Annotated in this window: 10 protein-coding genes and 1 pseudogene; 8 read left to right on the top strand and 3 right to left on the bottom strand. The window is 45.1% G+C overall.

Annotated elements, in window-relative coordinates; all coding sequences use genetic code 11:
* Positions 1 to 31: 31 nt before the first annotated feature.
* The 3 genes and pseudogenes from ACO0LD_RS09220 to ACO0LD_RS09210 form a co-directional block, all read right to left on the bottom strand.
* Positions 32 to 1,684 carry a DUF1800 domain-containing protein gene (locus ACO0LD_RS09220; RefSeq protein ID WP_423005973.1) on the bottom strand — a complete coding sequence of 551 codons (1,653 nt, stop codon included), beginning with the start codon at positions 1,682 to 1,684 and terminating at the stop codon, positions 32 to 34.
* A 312-nt stretch (positions 1,685 to 1,996) separates the two neighbouring features.
* On the bottom strand, positions 1,997 to 2,680 hold the full coding sequence (locus ACO0LD_RS09215) for a DUF2076 family protein (protein ID WP_423005971.1): 684 nt from the start codon (positions 2,678 to 2,680) through the stop codon (positions 1,997 to 1,999).
* Between the two features lie 80 nt (positions 2,681 to 2,760).
* Positions 2,761 to 3,165, bottom strand: a pseudogene (locus ACO0LD_RS09210) (ATP-binding protein); the annotation flags it as partial.
* Between the two features lie 146 nt (positions 3,166 to 3,311).
* On the opposite strand from ACO0LD_RS09210, the gene ACO0LD_RS09205 reads away from it, so the two are divergent.
* The 8 genes from ACO0LD_RS09205 to ACO0LD_RS09170 all read left to right on the top strand — a co-directional run bounded on the left by ACO0LD_RS09205 (position 3,312) and on the right by ACO0LD_RS09170 (position 14,789).
* A complete protein-coding gene (locus ACO0LD_RS09205) occupies positions 3,312 to 4,001 on the top strand; it encodes a Tn7 transposase TnsA N-terminal domain-containing protein (RefSeq protein ID WP_423005969.1) in 690 nt (229 codons plus the stop codon).
* Complete coding sequence (locus ACO0LD_RS09200; protein ID WP_423005967.1) at positions 3,988 to 5,922, top strand: transposase; 1,935 nt, start codon at positions 3,988 to 3,990, stop codon at positions 5,920 to 5,922. Before ACO0LD_RS09205 ends, ACO0LD_RS09200 begins: the two co-directional genes overlap by 14 nt.
* A 1-nt stretch (position 5,923) precedes the next feature.
* Entirely contained in the window at positions 5,924 to 6,832 is a 909-nt protein-coding gene (locus tag ACO0LD_RS09195) for a TniB family NTP-binding protein (protein WP_423005965.1), read from the top strand.
* A gap of 9 nt (positions 6,833 to 6,841) precedes the next feature.
* Positions 6,842 to 8,449, top strand: coding sequence for a TniQ family protein (locus ACO0LD_RS09190; protein ID WP_423005963.1), 1,608 nt, complete (start codon positions 6,842 to 6,844; stop codon positions 8,447 to 8,449).
* Positions 8,450 to 9,312: 863 nt separating this feature from the next.
* A complete protein-coding gene (locus tag ACO0LD_RS09185; RefSeq protein ID WP_423005961.1) occupies positions 9,313 to 10,710 on the top strand; it encodes an Eco57I restriction-modification methylase domain-containing protein in 1,398 nt (465 codons plus the stop codon).
* Complete coding sequence (locus ACO0LD_RS09180; RefSeq protein WP_423005959.1) at positions 10,707 to 12,959, top strand: sensor histidine kinase; 2,253 nt, start codon at positions 10,707 to 10,709, stop codon at positions 12,957 to 12,959. The genes ACO0LD_RS09185 and ACO0LD_RS09180 overlap by 4 nt, the downstream gene beginning before the upstream one ends.
* Positions 12,959 to 14,047: a hypothetical protein gene (locus ACO0LD_RS09175; RefSeq protein ID WP_423005957.1), complete on the top strand. Its 1,089-nt coding sequence runs from the start codon at positions 12,959 to 12,961 to the stop codon at positions 14,045 to 14,047. The genes ACO0LD_RS09180 and ACO0LD_RS09175 overlap by 1 nt, the downstream gene beginning before the upstream one ends.
* 16 nt (positions 14,048 to 14,063) lie before the next feature.
* Complete coding sequence (locus ACO0LD_RS09170) at positions 14,064 to 14,789, top strand: hypothetical protein (RefSeq protein ID WP_423005955.1); 726 nt, start codon at positions 14,064 to 14,066, stop codon at positions 14,787 to 14,789.
* Positions 14,790 to 14,957 lie beyond the last annotated feature (168 nt).

Genomic DNA, 14,957 nt, shown 5'->3' with positions numbered 1-14,957 from the left:
ATTAATTTGAAATTAAATCGCTGAAATTAACTTAGCGACGCATCATTTCAGGCGAGGCCAGGAACATGGCATTCCATTCCTGTGGCGTACGCGTTTGATTCAATGCTGTCTGGGTTGCGGGACTGAATTTTGTACTCCAGCTCTTCACATACGGCGATGCAGCCAGTGCCGGTTGCGGCGGTTTTTCTTGCGGGGCTGGGGCAACAGCCTGTACTACTTGTGCTGGCTGAGCGGGTGGTGCAGCTTGCATGCCTTGCATAGCTGGCGCCGGCTGGGCTGCCGGAGTATCTATACGGAACAAGCCCGGATTGCCACCTGCAATTGACTTGGCAATATCAAAGCGCACCGTCATCTGGCCAGAACTTGCCCATGAACTCTCATTGAGCGCATAACCATCTGGAGTTTGCCTGCCATTCAATTGCTGGCCCATCATGTTCAACCAGTTCAGCATGGGCCCAGTATTGACAATGGTATTACCGTCATAAGCCAGACGGACTGAGGCCAGCATATAGTGCAGCGGGTCTTTGAATTTCTTGCCCAGCGAAGCGATAAATTCCTGAGAATTGAACATGACACGCAAAGTGGCCGCGATATCACCATCGGTTTGCAGGAAGCGCTGCGCCATTTTATCGGTCAGGTCTTTTGGTGGGGTATCCGAGACAAAGAAACTGGCCAGCTTCTGGCTCACAAAATTGGCTGTCGCCGGTTGTCTCGACAACAGCACCAGCACTTCATCCAGTTCTGCCATGCCACGGCCTTTGATGGTTTTACTCAGCACTTGCTTTTCACCAAAATCATGGCGTTGCGGATTGAATTCAAACAAGCCTTGCTTGAGGTAGATTTTCTCCAGCTCAGGCTTCATGCGCGGCGCATCCTTGCTCAGGTTAATGCCCACGCCTGTCAGCACCCTTGCCAGTTCCTGCACATCTTTCTGGGTATAGCCGCCGTTCACACCCATGGTGTGCAATTCCATCAATTCACGCCCATAATTTTCATTGATGCGGTTGGCGGCATTGTGCTCATTATCCAGGTACCTGAGCATGGCAGGGTGCATCACAGTGGCACGCAATAAGTCGCGGAAATTGCCTAGCGCATTCGGGCGTATTGCCTGTTCTTCAAAATCACCCAGCATGGCGCGCACATTCGCCTTGCCATTATGGATATTGAAATGGTTCATCCAGAACCAGCTCATTTGCTCCTGCAACTGGTTGGGCGAATAAATATCACGCAAGAGTGCACGGGTAGAGGCTTCCCTGGCCAGGCGCGTCAATTCTTGCTGGTATTCCTTGCGCAGGGTGTCATCCGTCCCTTTTTGCTGTTCTGAGGCAAGGCGGCGGGCTTCCAGGTCGCGCATCAGATCAGGCAAGGGCTGTTGTGAGATCGTCATCGCATCAATTTGCGCCTGTATCGCTGGTGGCAAGACCGCCTTGCGCATGCGCAATTGCTGGTCCAGGTAGCGATCAGGCCCAACGGCCTGCAAAGCCTGCACACTGGAAGGGTTGCTGCCCCAGGTCAGGCGGTTCAATAATTGTTCGGGCGCGACTGCCGCCTGCGTCAGTGTTTTGCCAACGGGGGCTGCCCCGTTGCCGCTGTCGCCCGACTGTTGTGACTGGGTGCTACAAGCTGCCAGCAAGACCAGCATGCTGGCGCTGATGGTACGCTGCAAGTTCAGTTGGATGTTCATGTCTTCCCCTTACGCATAAGTATCAGCATACAACGCTTTCGGTGCTGAATTGTGATACGCAGTATGAACTTATTTCATGAAATTTTCGTAACGTGCTGTAACAGCAGAGAGAAGCAATCGACATGCCATAAAAGCACGAAAGAGCATCATTGAGCAGGGCGGGCGAGATCCGCAGGCAGGAGGATGGGGAAGGCTGAGATCTGTCAGGTAAATCAGGCTGTTACACAGCGCTATGTTTCGTGATGAGATTGTTACTTACAAATTTGCCCCAGAGTATTCCGGGGCATGTCACAGGCTTAATTCAAAACTGGCTCAAGCCAGATCCAGCATATCATCAGCACCGTCGTCGAAGCTGGCAGTGTCGACGGCTGGCGTAGTTTCTGCGGGGTGATCAAAATAACCGGGTATCAAGTCACTTCCGCCCTGATTAAGTTGCGCCGCAGAACTGTCAGCACTCGCTGCGTGATTTTGGTTACCCTGGTTGCCCATCAAATGCCCTATGCCCTGGAACAGAAAAGCTCCAGCTGCAACGCCAGCAGCTGTGGCTGCCACCGTGCCAAGTACATTGCCAGCACCACCACCAAAAAAGCCGGACGCTGGAGCAGCTACAGGGGCCGCCGCATTCATATAGCCAGTTGGCAAAGGCGGTGGTAAGGCACTACCTGTAACGCTATAGCTCGCCGCAGGCTGAGCCCGGCTGCTGACACTATTCCCCCAGCCAGTAGTGGCAGGGTCGAGAAAGTTGTTGGCGGGTGTAGCGCTTCTCTGCGTTTGCAATTCACGCACTTCAGCTTGCAAACTGGCAATCCGCTGGTTGGCACTCACCAAAGCCTGGTCCAGCAGCAAAGCTCTCTGCACCAGCAGATAATGTGCATCCGGCTGTTTGCTAACCGCTTCATTGATCAGGCTGAGCGCCTGCACATCCTTATTGCTGTCTTGCACTTTCACCAATTGATCGAGAAAGTTTTGTAAAACCTGGGTTTCTTGCGGGGACATGGTCAACTCCTGTTGAACGAAACAATAATGCTGTCCCTTATTTGGTCATGGCGATGATAATTTCAATGCCACGGACAGAGTTACTGATCCCTGAGCGCCCTTCTATACTGTATAGCCTCAGCCACATGCGACGTCGTGATATGCACAGAGCCAGCCAGGTCGGCAATCGTACGGGCGACTTTTAATACGCGGTGGTAGGCGCGGGCTGACCAGTTGAGTTTGGTCATGGCATTGCGCAAGAGTTGCCCCGCTTGTTCATCCGGTTGGCAGTGCAGATCAATTTCTGTGGTTGATAAAAGATTGTTGGCCTTGCCCTGACGCTGTTGTTGCCGTTCAAAGGCAGTTTCTACCCGCGCATGTATACTGGCACTGGCTTCGCCATCGGCTTGCTTGAGCAAATCAGCATGGGGCAGGGCACCGACCTGGATTTGCATGTCGATGCGGTCAAGCAGGGGGCCGGATATCCTGTCCTGGTAGCGGGCTATGATGTTATGAACATACATAAGATAAGTATAAAAAACGACCATTTTTGACCATAATTTTACATAAGTGAGTATAAAAATTACGCAAGTTGGAGATAATTATATGCTTTAATACATAAGTAAAGTATAAACTTCTGGAACCCCGTTCTATGATTACTTCTCCCGCTCGTAAAATACCCCGGCGCTATAACGGAGTGTCAGGCCTTTTCCCCAGCAAGAAGAACGACGGCAAAATGGTTCCATATGAATCCTTGCTGGAACGCAACTATATGTTGTTGCTAGAGTTTGACGACACCGTCGATCGTTATGTCGGGCAACCAGTTACAATACCTTATCAGTTAAGCAATGAAAACGGGTCGCGTAAGTCGAGGTACACACCCGATTTCATCGTTTATTACCATCCAGACGTAGACAGTGTCATACCTCCACCAACCTTGATAGAGATCAAGGAGAAAAAAGAGCTGGAGAAAAATAAAGAAACGTACGAACAAAAATTTGCCGCCGCTAGACTGTATAGCCAGAAGCAACGCTGGGCCTTCTCGGTCAAGACGCAGGACGATATTCAAGGACCGTTCTTTGAGAACGCAGATTTCCTTTATACATACCTGAACGTACCCCAAACTTCCCAAGAGCAGGTGGTCATCAAATTCATTGACGCCCAGGGTGGTGTAATGACTGGAACAGAAATCTTTCAACAATTCGCTGCTGACACATCAGAATTAGCCACTTTCCCTGCCATTTTTTGGGCCATGGTCGCCAATAAGGCGCTGATGACAGACTGGAATCAACCGATCAATTTGAACGCCTCATTCTTCACTGAGAATTATGACGAAGATTGAGAACTCAGAAATCAAGGCGGACTCCGTACTCAGTCTTTTGGAGGGGAGCGAGGTATTTTATGAAAACAAAATTTGGGTTATTCTGAGATTCAATAATCTCGTTGAAGTCCTTATCCGGTCTTTACATGGCGAACGCAGGGAAACCAAAATTGTCGACGTCTCTGCACTTTCAAGCGTGCCCAAGGAAAAACCTCCGGAAGAAATTATTTCTCCTGATGTTGATCTTGATGTAATTCCCGATTCTGACTGGGACATTGCAAGGTCAAGGTTGAAACTGGTCAAAATCTTGCTCTCCACGGCGAGAAGCAGGACGGAAATCGCTACTAAAGCTGCTGCCGATGAGGGATTTACTTTGGCAATGGTGTACCGATGGCGCAATAAATACCTGACTAACCAAAAATTATCTTCGCTCTTACCGACTCGCCGCCCAGGAGGCCGTGGTCGTGGCCGTCTGGATCAGGAAGTTGAAAACATCATCGCAGAAGCACTCTTTGGCCTGGAGAAACTAAGCGAACCGGGGATTGTTCAAGCCCATGCATCCGTAAAGGCGATCTGCAATGCAAAGGGATTGCCAATTCCTTGCATCCGTACATTCCGGCTCAGAGTCGACTGGACGAATCAAAAAGAACTGTTCAAAGCACGTAAGGGACGAAAAGCAGCAGAGGCGAGATTTGATCATTCCAATGAAAATACGATCCGTGCCCTGTATCCATTGGCGATTGTGCAAATTGATCATGCCGTTGTCGACGTCATCGTCGTTCACGATATTACGCGCGAGCCAATTTATCGCGCCTGGTTGACCCTGGCAATTGATGTATTCAGCCGGGTAATTGTGGGCTATTACCTGACATTGGAACACCCTTCTGCCACATCAGTTGGTGCCTGTATCGCCCATGCAATTCTTCCAAAAGAAGACTTCCTGAGGAAATTAGATGTGCCTATCCAATGGCCAGTCTGGGGAGTGATGAAGATAATCCACACTGATAACGGTGCTGATTTTCGGGGGGAAAGGATAAGGAAGTCCTTTGAAGAATATGGCATTGAGCATCAGTTCCGGCCTGTGGCAAAACCGCAGTACGGTGGTCATATTGAGCGATTAATAGGCACTTTTGCAAAGAGGCTCCGGATATTGCCAGGTGCTACAACAAACAAGCCAGATAAGGCCAAAGAGTTTAATCCTGAAAAGACAGCATCGATGACCATGCTCGAACTGGAACGTTGGTTACTTGAGGAAATTAACAAATACCACCATACGGAACATACCGGCATCGACAAGGATATTCCTTTACTGCGTTATGAAAATGGACTTCTGCGTCCCAAGGACGGCATGATTAGAGGCCTGCCACCCAGAAGAACAGACGCTGAGCGCGTAAAAATAGATTTTTTGCCGGAAGAAGAAAGGACGATTCAGAATGCTGGCGTTAACATTGATGGCCGAATTTATTGGTCAGATGCCTTGTACCCATGGCTAGGAAGGCGAGATAAGAGTAACCCTAAAAAAAGTCCACTGTATCGGTTCAAAGTTGACGACAGAGATATAAGTGCAGTCTATTTTTTTGATCCTGAAGTGAAGAAGTGGTTCCGGGTTCCTTCCAAATATACTGCGGCAGTTGTGGCATCAAGAGCTCAGTTCAAGGCCGAAAGAAAGACGCTTCAGAAGAAAGGTGTTTTTAAGCCAGCTCAACATGAAGTCTATGACTCGATTAACAGACAGCGCGCCATCATTTCAGATGCAATCGAAAAAACGAAAAATGTGAAGTCCGTAGCACCGTCCAAGAAAAAGGCCTTAAAAAACGACCAGAAGCATAGAGATACAAAACGTAGAACAACAACTGCAGACGTTGAAGTCAAGAATGTGGAAACACCTAGCTTCAAGTTGCCTGATTTAAATGATTTGCCTGATGTCAGCGGGAAATTTTAAGATGGAATTGAATCACCTCACCAGCGAAAGTGCTCGCATAGATGCAATTCTCCCAGACAAAGACCGAATAAGGTTGATTCAAAGAGACCATTGGTATACTTACCCGCGCGGGGACGCTGTCCTTAGCCATATGGAACGCTTATACCAGCATGCCAGGATTGATCGTATGCCTAATTTGCAGCTCATTGGCGAGTCAATGTCAGGGAAGTCGCGTTTATTAAATCGCTTTGCTCTTGAATTGCATCCGGCAATACTTGACAGCAGGCTGGACGCAGATTTTCGGCCAGTCGTGATGTTTGATGCCCCAACAACTACAACTTCCCAGGCGTTGCTGCAAGAGATGCTGATTGCTGTGAATGCGCCGTTTTCTGTTGGCGCTAATCCTACTCGACTTATGGCGCAGATAGAAAAGGTTTATCGACGTATTGGTGTAAGAATTTTAATTATTGACGAAATTCAGCACATTGTCCGCGGATCTGGACGGCAACAAAGGGAATTGCGAGATCAAATAAAACTGATAGGAAACCGCCTTCGTATTTCTATTGTCGCTGCTGGCATCCCTGAGGCTAGTAATGCATTTGCGTCCGACCCCCAATTATCTAATCGTTTCCATCGACTGGAGCTTAAGCGTTGGCATATCAACGATAAAGATGATTTGAAATATGTCGTGGCAGTAATCAAGTCATGGCAAGAAACCTGTCCACTGAAAAAACAGTCTAATTTACTTAATGAGTCGATTGTTCAACGTATTTTTGACGAAACTGGTGGTCTTTTTGGGCATATCATTGATTATCTGAAAATCGCATCTGAATACGCAATCGTATCTGGGGATGAGTATATCCACGAAAACACTTTCCGTAAGATGGGGTGGCGTATTCCCAAAGAGGTTGAAGATAGGTATTTTGCTTAATAATTGTGAATGGTTTGGCCACTTCGTATCCTCCCACTCGATGACGAATTATTGTCTTCCTACCTGCGTCGTGTGGCGCTGAACCACGGCATCTCGCTCAGAGAGCTACTTTTGGTTGTGAGAGAATTAAAGCAATTCACTATTGAACCTGATATTGACCGGGCTCCCAACAGTGTATTTATTCAATACCTAGCTGATAAAACAGGATGTAGCGTCGCAGCGATTGAGGGAATGACTCTTAAGAAATATGAGGGTAAAGTTTTTAAGTCTTTACCCAGGGTGGGATGGGGAAACTTGCTGTTGCCGGCACCGGGCAATCTACGAAGTAAAGTGAAAACTGGGTTGCCGTTTTGTTCTGAATGTCTCAAGACGGACCCCATCCCCTATTTTCGTACTCAATGGCGCCTGGCCTTTTGCACCATTTGTCCCAAGCATAAAATGATCTTGAATGACCACTGTGCTGAATGCGGTATGCCGGTCATCGGTAGTTTTTATGAAAATTTTGGAGGTCGCTCGGAGACATCTGCTGTTCAGTGCTATCACTGCGGCTTTGACCTGGCGCAGACGGAAGGAATGAAATATTCCTCAAATCCACATTGTGATGTTTCTCTTCTAGAGAAATTGTTGCAGGACTTCGAAGATGGTTATTTGCTTACCCTTGACACAGGTCCTCACAATTATTCATTCCACTTTTTTGAAGGTTGGCGTCAAATTGTAAGCTTACTGATTCGCCCTCGAACGGGCAAGAGGTTAATTCAGGCAATGAAATCAGAGGGTATCGACTTTGATGAAAATCTGACTATCCAGTTTCGCCCACCATTTGAAAATATGCCATTGCGCTGCCGCCACCAGGCTGTCTGCATGTCATTGACGCTGACGGAAGATTGGCCGGAGAGATTTACTCGTATCTGCAGAGACGCTGGGTTGAGCGAATCAACCGTTCTGATTGATCAGCCATACCTTCCATACTGGTTTTATCGCGCAGTCAGAGAATCTTTGTGTCGCTTCCGCTATCGTACTAATAGAGACGAGATCGCTAATATTCGGGATCACCTTCAAGATCGGGATGTGCAGCTCTCAAAAAACATTGTTAAGAAAACGATCGGAATTACAGAGGGTAAGGCTATTGATGCAACAATCCCTGTTGCGCGAAGTATCTACACTGTGGAAGAAACGATATTGTTTTTTGAGGAGTTTGACCGGCAGATAAAGAACGCGTCTCTGGCGCGAGGAAATCGATTTTGTTTGGCCAGGGACCGGACTATTGTTTTGATGACGGCGCTTGGCTTGGGCACATTAGCAGAGATTTGCAAATGGACATTTGATGATGTTGAGCATGCGTTAGACAGATGTCGAAATCAAGCTCATGACAGCGCGGGGGTTCCAAAGCTATTTGAAAACGGAATTTACTCAAGTCCAGTAGCACATCTCATATGGTATTTGGGGTTCATTATTGATGACTGGGACAAACTTGAACCTGATCAGCCGCGCATTGTTTTCCCTTCTCGACAGAATATGCCAATACACCTCGAATCTGTACGGATCCGTGCCGGTCAAATAAAGAAAGATGCTGGTTTGATAGATGTCGCCTCCTGCATCGATGCATTGAGATTATGAAAGAATAATTAGAGCTTATTGAGTCCCCAGGATATGCAAAAAAAGTAATCATAATGAGGGGGTAGTAGAAATTGTCTCTGACAGTGTCTGCAAAGTGGTCCTATGGGAGCACATTTAGCTCTAACATATGAAAACGTCATCCTAAATCCAACTGTACAGTTGACTGATCACATATAAGCCATTTCGCTTTGGAGAACGTACTGACCCAATGTCCTTTGCCAGGCAATAGATTTTTGGAAATATTTATGTTTTGGAAATGGCGGTCATCTAATGAATATTCATCAGGGAGTTTGGATGTTAGTAGAGGCGAGCCGGCTTTATTTTCATTACCTTCTCTGCTGACAATTGAGGGAGTCAAAAATGGCTTTTCTTTTGCAGGAATAATAGATTATTTGTTATTATTTAGGTATTATCTATTTCGAATAAACATTAGCGCATGTTGCGCTTAAAATAATTTTTTTGAAGAAATATTTTTTCAAAACAGCACATTTGCGCTTGCTAAATTTGACTAAAGAAGTGCCTGTGTTGAAATCGCTAGAAATACAAGTTTCTTACTGCATCTTGTCACCTTTAGATACGTGATTATGATAATAGTATTTTGTGTAACTAATAATCTGGGAAATCGGAACACACCGTTTGAATGCAAGGCCATACTTAATTGGTGAGAGAGCCGAGTATGTGTTCTTGCTGCCAAAAATCATATAGATCAATAATTTGTTTTCGAATTAATTTAAAGAACCCTAATTCACGCATAGGTTATAGATTTATACGTTGGAGTTGTTTTCAGTTAGCAGCAAAAAAGTTAATATGTATGCCTTATTAAAAATAAATTTTGCTTAGGCGATAAACAAGAATGATGGCTGATGAATCTTAGAACAGAGACCAGATTAGAAAACTGCAACAATCTTCAACTTCTAGCTGAGGAATGGGGTTCCAACGATGCAGTCAATCTATATTTGGATCGCTGCCAGGTAGATACTCCTTCTGATATTGTGACGACAGTCTGGGACCATATAAAACGCTCCCGTAAATCTGTTTCGAAAGTAGTGGATTTTGGAGCTGGTGATGGCAGATTTTCTCACGGTGGTATTTATGAGGAATACATTGGATATGAAATTGACTCTGGTCGATGCAAGTCGGCTCAATTACCTGTCAACGCTAAATTAATAAACCAATGTGCGTTTCAAGATGAGGTCACCGATGCTCAAATTTGCTTGGGGAACCCGCCTTATGTCCGCAATCAGGACTTGCCAATAGGCTGGCGTCAGCGAGTTTCTGCCACCTTGGCAAAAAGAACAGGCGTAACTATTTCTGGGCTTTCAAACGCTTGGCAGTATTTTTTTCTCCTGGCTATTGCGAGTACCTCAGATGATGGATTAGTTGCTATCGTCATTCCTTACGAATGGGTTTCCCGACCATCATCAAGAGCTCTAAGGGAGTACATCAAAAAGAAGGGTTGGAATGTTAATGTATATCGTCTTCTTGACGATACTTTCCACCGAGTGCTCACTACATCATCAATTACTATTATTGATAAAAAACGGAAAGACGGTGTTTGGGAATTTTTTGAACAGAATACGTCAGGAAATTACGAGAAATTATCAACCGCAAGTGGCGGTGAATCTGGCGTTATCGCATATTCGAAACGTTCTACCCTGCCCAAAGGCTCTCCTTATGCTAAGCGGGGACTTAGCCCTGGTACTCAAGAAGTACTAACTCTCACAGAGGGGGAGCGCGTTCATATGGGGCTGCGTGTTGGAGATGATGTCGTCCCTTGCGTTACATCGTTGAAATGCATGAAAGACACGGCTAATTCATTAACCGAGAATGAATTTAGAAAAAACTTTCAGATGGCTGGTTTGAAGTGCTGGCTTATTCGCACAGACAAGAAGCCATCTTCGCGCTTGCAAGCCTATTTAGATAATGTGTCACCAGACAAGTATCAAACGAGCACTTGTCTTTCAAGAGATATTTGGTGGAAATTTACAATGCCTGATACTCCCGCAATTCTGATATCTACGGGCTTTACTGGGAATTCTCCTAAGACAGTTTTGAATAAGTTCGGAGTTCGTGCTCTAGGTGGAGTTTGTGGGATATACGGACTTTCCGAGAGAAAATCCATTCAATTTGTAAAGGCCCTGAGATCGATGGATTTGTCTGGCAGTATTGTTCCACATTCTAATGGGCTGAAGAAAATAGAAATTAATCAGCTAAACACGATTATTGAAACAATCAAATTCGGTAAGGTTGCAAAGCCATGACAATGCCTATACTAGCATCCGAAATACTTGCAGAAGGAACGTTAGGTTTTACCATTGAAAGTCGAGTAATTCGAGAGCTGGGTGAAAGGCTTGTTAAGCAACCTGAGATTGCCATACTCGAATTAATTAAAAATTCTTACGATGCTGATTCGACTAGATGTGTCATCGAGCATATTTCCGGATCTCGTATTTCTGTGAGCGATGATGGTCATGGGATGACATTGGAAAACTTCACAAATGGGTGGATGCGCATAGGTACTAGTTCAAAAGAGTCCCAGCGACATAGTAAAATCTATGAGCGTGTCATTACTGGCGAAAAAGGGATTGGTCGATTTGCTGTAAGATTTTTGGGGCGGGAACTAAGTCTTGAGTCAATCGCAGACGATCCAAATTTGGGATTTAAAACACATTTGGTTGCGAATTTTAATTGGCCAGAATTCGATAAAAATGAAGACATAGGGAAGGTGAAGGTTCCATATCGGTTACATCGAGCTGAAGACAACGTAGCAAATGGAACGCGCCTTATCATCTCTCGTTTGAGGCCAAGCACAAATCAAATAAACTACTATAAGGTCCGAACTGCATCTATTGATGTGGTTACACCTTTTCATGCTCTTCTACAAAAAACTGCGGCAAAAAAATCCAAAGCTCGAAATGATAAAAGGCCAGAAGATCCAGGATTTTCACTCAAATTTTTGCCATCTGTTGATGCTGAGAATCGAGATTTATCACTAGAAATATTAGATCATTTTGTTTTGCGAGCAAAAGTCAGTCTTGAGAAAAACCTGTTGACTCTTGAAGTTTACAGAAATGGTGAAACCTCACCAAATTTGAAAATTGTAGATAATTACGAAAGCAACATTGGTAAACTCTTCGCTGATATTCGATTTTTCCCGCAACGCAAAGGCACATTTATCAATATGCCTGTTGATGGGCGAATTGCCAAAACCTGGGTCAAAGAAAACTCAGGAGTGGCTGTATTTGATAGAACATTTCGCGTTCATCCATATGGTACAGAAGGAGATGACTGGTTAAGTTTATCTGCAGATGCTGTCAAAAGGAGTAGGGAGCCGAGATCTTCTATTGCGAAGAAGCATTTCCCAATGGATGATCAAACAAGAAACTCAACAAAATTAAATTACATGCTGCGAATGCCGTATTCACAGCAATTGATTGGGGTTGTACAAGTAGCGGGAAGACGCAGTCAGGACGCGCTTATCGATGACGAAGGCCTTATTGCATCAGCTGATCGAGAGGGATTTGTCGACAATGAGACTTTTCGGCAATTGACAGATTTAATACGCGGTGCAGTGGAAGCGATAGCCGCGAGCGATCGAGAACTTCAGCTCGAAATGGATCGTGCTAAACAGGAAAGCTTACTTAACACACTTAAGAACGAAACCAACGAAGCGATTCGCGAAATTCGAGCTAATCCAAATATTAGCCGCGACGAGAAAGTTCGTATTGTAAAAACGCTGGCACAAACGCAGGTCACAGCGGAAAAATTTCAAGAGCAAGCACGGCAGCGTGAAGAGACGCTGGAAGTTATGAGCTTACTTGGTGTTGTTGCTGGTTTTATGACGCACGAATTTGGGACTGCGCTAAATGAATTGGAAAAAGCTCAAAGAAAAATTCTGACTCTCACGCGCAGTGATCCAAGCCTGAAAGAAATGCATAATAGCATTAGCGAGCACCTTGCTAGCCTTCGTGAATTCGTCACATACTCTCAAGGATATATTCAAGGCGCGTCTGTTCGGCCTACGAGACCCTATCCTGTGCGCCCGAGGCTACAGCAAGTGATTCGTGTTTTCGGGAAATATGCTACAGACAGGCATATTGAAATTGATATAGGGATTGATGGTGAGCTTATGGCACCTTTAGTACCGGTTTCGCTATACAACGGAATAGCCCTGAATTTGTTCACAAACGCGATAAAGGCAGTTACGGCAAAATCTGGTGCAGACGATCGAAAAATTACTTTTCGTGCCTGGAATGACCAACACTGGCATCACTTGGAGGTTGCTGATACGGGAATAGGAATACCAAGCTCATTAAGGAAGCGGGTGTTTGAGCCTCTTTTTACGACCACATCGTCAAACAGAGATCCATTGGGATCTGGATTGGGCTTGGGCATGGCTTTGATAAAAAGAGGGGCAGAAAGCTATGGTGGCAAAGTGGAAGTAGTTGACCCGCCTGCTGGATTTTCAACTTGTGTTCACTTACGACTACCTTTAGAAGGATCAGATTAATGTTATCAATACTCTTAATTGACGATAATCAAACTCTCCTGAAAGAGTTGGAAGATGAGTTGCGTGCGGAACTGACCAACGATGAGGTTGAAATCAAAACATGGGTACCGAGTAAGGATGACGACCCTTCTCAAAAATTTCAAGAGTTAGTAACCGATGAAACAATTTTGGTTGTTACCGACTATGACCTTACTAGACAAGGGCAAACTGGATTATTTGGATCGAGTATTGTAGGTTGGTGTCAGCAGAAATATATCCCTGTTGGAGATTTTTCACGTGGTAACCCAGGTAATTTGCCCAAAGAACCAAATCTTTTTGAGCTGAGAGTTCCCACGAATGAAAATGCTGCCCATTTTGTCGCGAGTGTGTTTAAGGGATTTCGTGATATACGTCAAGCAATCGCCAACAAACCTTCGGTACTTGAAACGAGACGCAGCCCTGCAGCGCTATTAGCTGAGCTGCTGAACGTTCGTGAACTTGAAAGCCAGTTTTCTCAATACGCTGTGCGTGTTGGGGCAACAAATGCATCGATTTTGGAAAAGGTGATGAGTACTGCACCTGAAAATAAATCCCCAACTGAACAGGATAAAAAAACGTTACTTGGATATATTGCTGGCCACCTGTTGCTCAACGCAGTCCTACGATATCCTGGACCAATACTTTCTCTCCGTGCGTTATCCGCATATATAGCTACTGACGAAACCGACAAAGAGAAACTACAAACTTTTTTTGAAGCTACAAAATATGACGGACCGTTCTCAGGATTAGAGGATTATTTTTGGTTGTCAAAAGTTGATGATCTTTTAGATCAAGAAAGCTCAAAGTTAGACGAGAAATTTAGTGCGAGTACACAAGGTGAGTTAAACCGAGCAATATTGGAAAAATCCTTGGACGTCGTACTCACCCGGCACGATTGTAAAAGATGTGACGGACTTGCTGGTGGATTTCTGTGCCCGTTTACAAGCCGTACTGTTTGTCAGCGCTCCGATTGTTCTATTGGTGCGAGCAGCTGGATCCCCCAAGGGGCGCGCCTAAGCCGCATAGAACGTGACTTCTATGATGAATGGGCTCCCATTTTGGGAATTTAACCAGCAACGGATAGATATGAGCAAAGAAATTCCTAAAATTTTGCAGCAATTGGTAGCGCAATGGGATGAAGTTATTGCCGCCTTGAATATTCTCAAACCTTCTGCTTTGGTTAAGCCGAGTGATGGCTGGGAGATATTTCAGCCAGATTTTGATAGTCAAAATGGATTGATAAATTTTGAAATTAAGCCGGCAGTTTTTAATCTTCCAGAACGCGCGGACGATATTAAAACTGAGTTGTATGTTGTAGCACGCGGACGAATTACAGTGTCCAGACCCGCAACGGGTGACAAAACGCTATTAAACACGCACTCGTTCGCGACAGAAGTTGGATATTTCAGATATTCGGGCCAGCAACTTTTTCACGTGTACGGAGCTCATTATGATTTCGCACATGATGAACTTGGGCATCCTGCGTTCCATGCGCAAATGAAGAGTTTTTGTGAATTTTCAGAAAATATTTTTGAGCATTTTCAAGTGCATTGTGAGGTGGTGGACAACGTTAAAGGTGTATTAAAAACAGTTCGCTTACCTACAGCGCAAATGGATGTATTTTCCTTTTATTTACAACTGTGTGCTGATCATTTGCTATATAAAGACTCTGGTAAACAAGAACGCGATGCTTTTAGTGCGCTTTTATCAAAAAGTGATTCAATGCGAGGTGCGGGATTTAAAATTCCTCGTTTAGCTACTGAAGTGGCTCGTTCATGTTATCGCGCAAGGCATTGGTATCCAACATTGTGAAATTCTCCCTAAGTTGTGGATATGCCGATATTGATTTCATCCCGACGTTTGTTCGTGTAATTGTTAAGTCATCTCATGTTCCCCGTATTGCACCGCCTATTTTTTTCGCACTGAGCCAAGTATAAGCTATCTATTTGCGCACCACGAATCGATTGACTTTCATAGCAA

Origin of the sequence: Undibacterium sp. Ji83W (assembly GCF_049340385.1) — a bacterium.
Taxonomy (GTDB): Bacteria; Pseudomonadota; Gammaproteobacteria; order Burkholderiales; family Burkholderiaceae_D; genus Undibacterium.
Note: the sequence above shows the minus strand (reverse complement) of the source record. Positions and strands in the feature narration are given on the sequence as shown.

Coding starts and splice junctions, on each gene's coding strand:
- ACO0LD_RS09205 (WP_423005969.1), top strand. CDS start 3,312: ATGATTACTTCTCCCGCTCGTAAAATACCCCGGCGCTATAACGGAGTG.
- ACO0LD_RS09215 (WP_423005971.1), bottom strand. CDS start 2,680: ATGTCCCCGCAAGAAACCCAGGTTTTACAAAACTTTCTCGATCAATTG.
- ACO0LD_RS09175 (WP_423005957.1), top strand. CDS start 12,959: ATGTTATCAATACTCTTAATTGACGATAATCAAACTCTCCTGAAAGAG.
- ACO0LD_RS09190 (WP_423005963.1), top strand. CDS start 6,842: ATGGTTTGGCCACTTCGTATCCTCCCACTCGATGACGAATTATTGTCT.
- ACO0LD_RS09170 (WP_423005955.1), top strand. CDS start 14,064: ATGAGCAAAGAAATTCCTAAAATTTTGCAGCAATTGGTAGCGCAATGG.
- ACO0LD_RS09220 (WP_423005973.1), bottom strand. CDS start 1,684: ATGAACATCCAACTGAACTTGCAGCGTACCATCAGCGCCAGCATGCTG.
- ACO0LD_RS09180 (WP_423005959.1), top strand. CDS start 10,707: ATGACAATGCCTATACTAGCATCCGAAATACTTGCAGAAGGAACGTTA.
- ACO0LD_RS09195 (WP_423005965.1), top strand. CDS start 5,924: ATGGAATTGAATCACCTCACCAGCGAAAGTGCTCGCATAGATGCAATT.
- ACO0LD_RS09200 (WP_423005967.1), top strand. CDS start 3,988: ATGACGAAGATTGAGAACTCAGAAATCAAGGCGGACTCCGTACTCAGT.
- ACO0LD_RS09185 (WP_423005961.1), top strand. CDS start 9,313: ATGAATCTTAGAACAGAGACCAGATTAGAAAACTGCAACAATCTTCAA.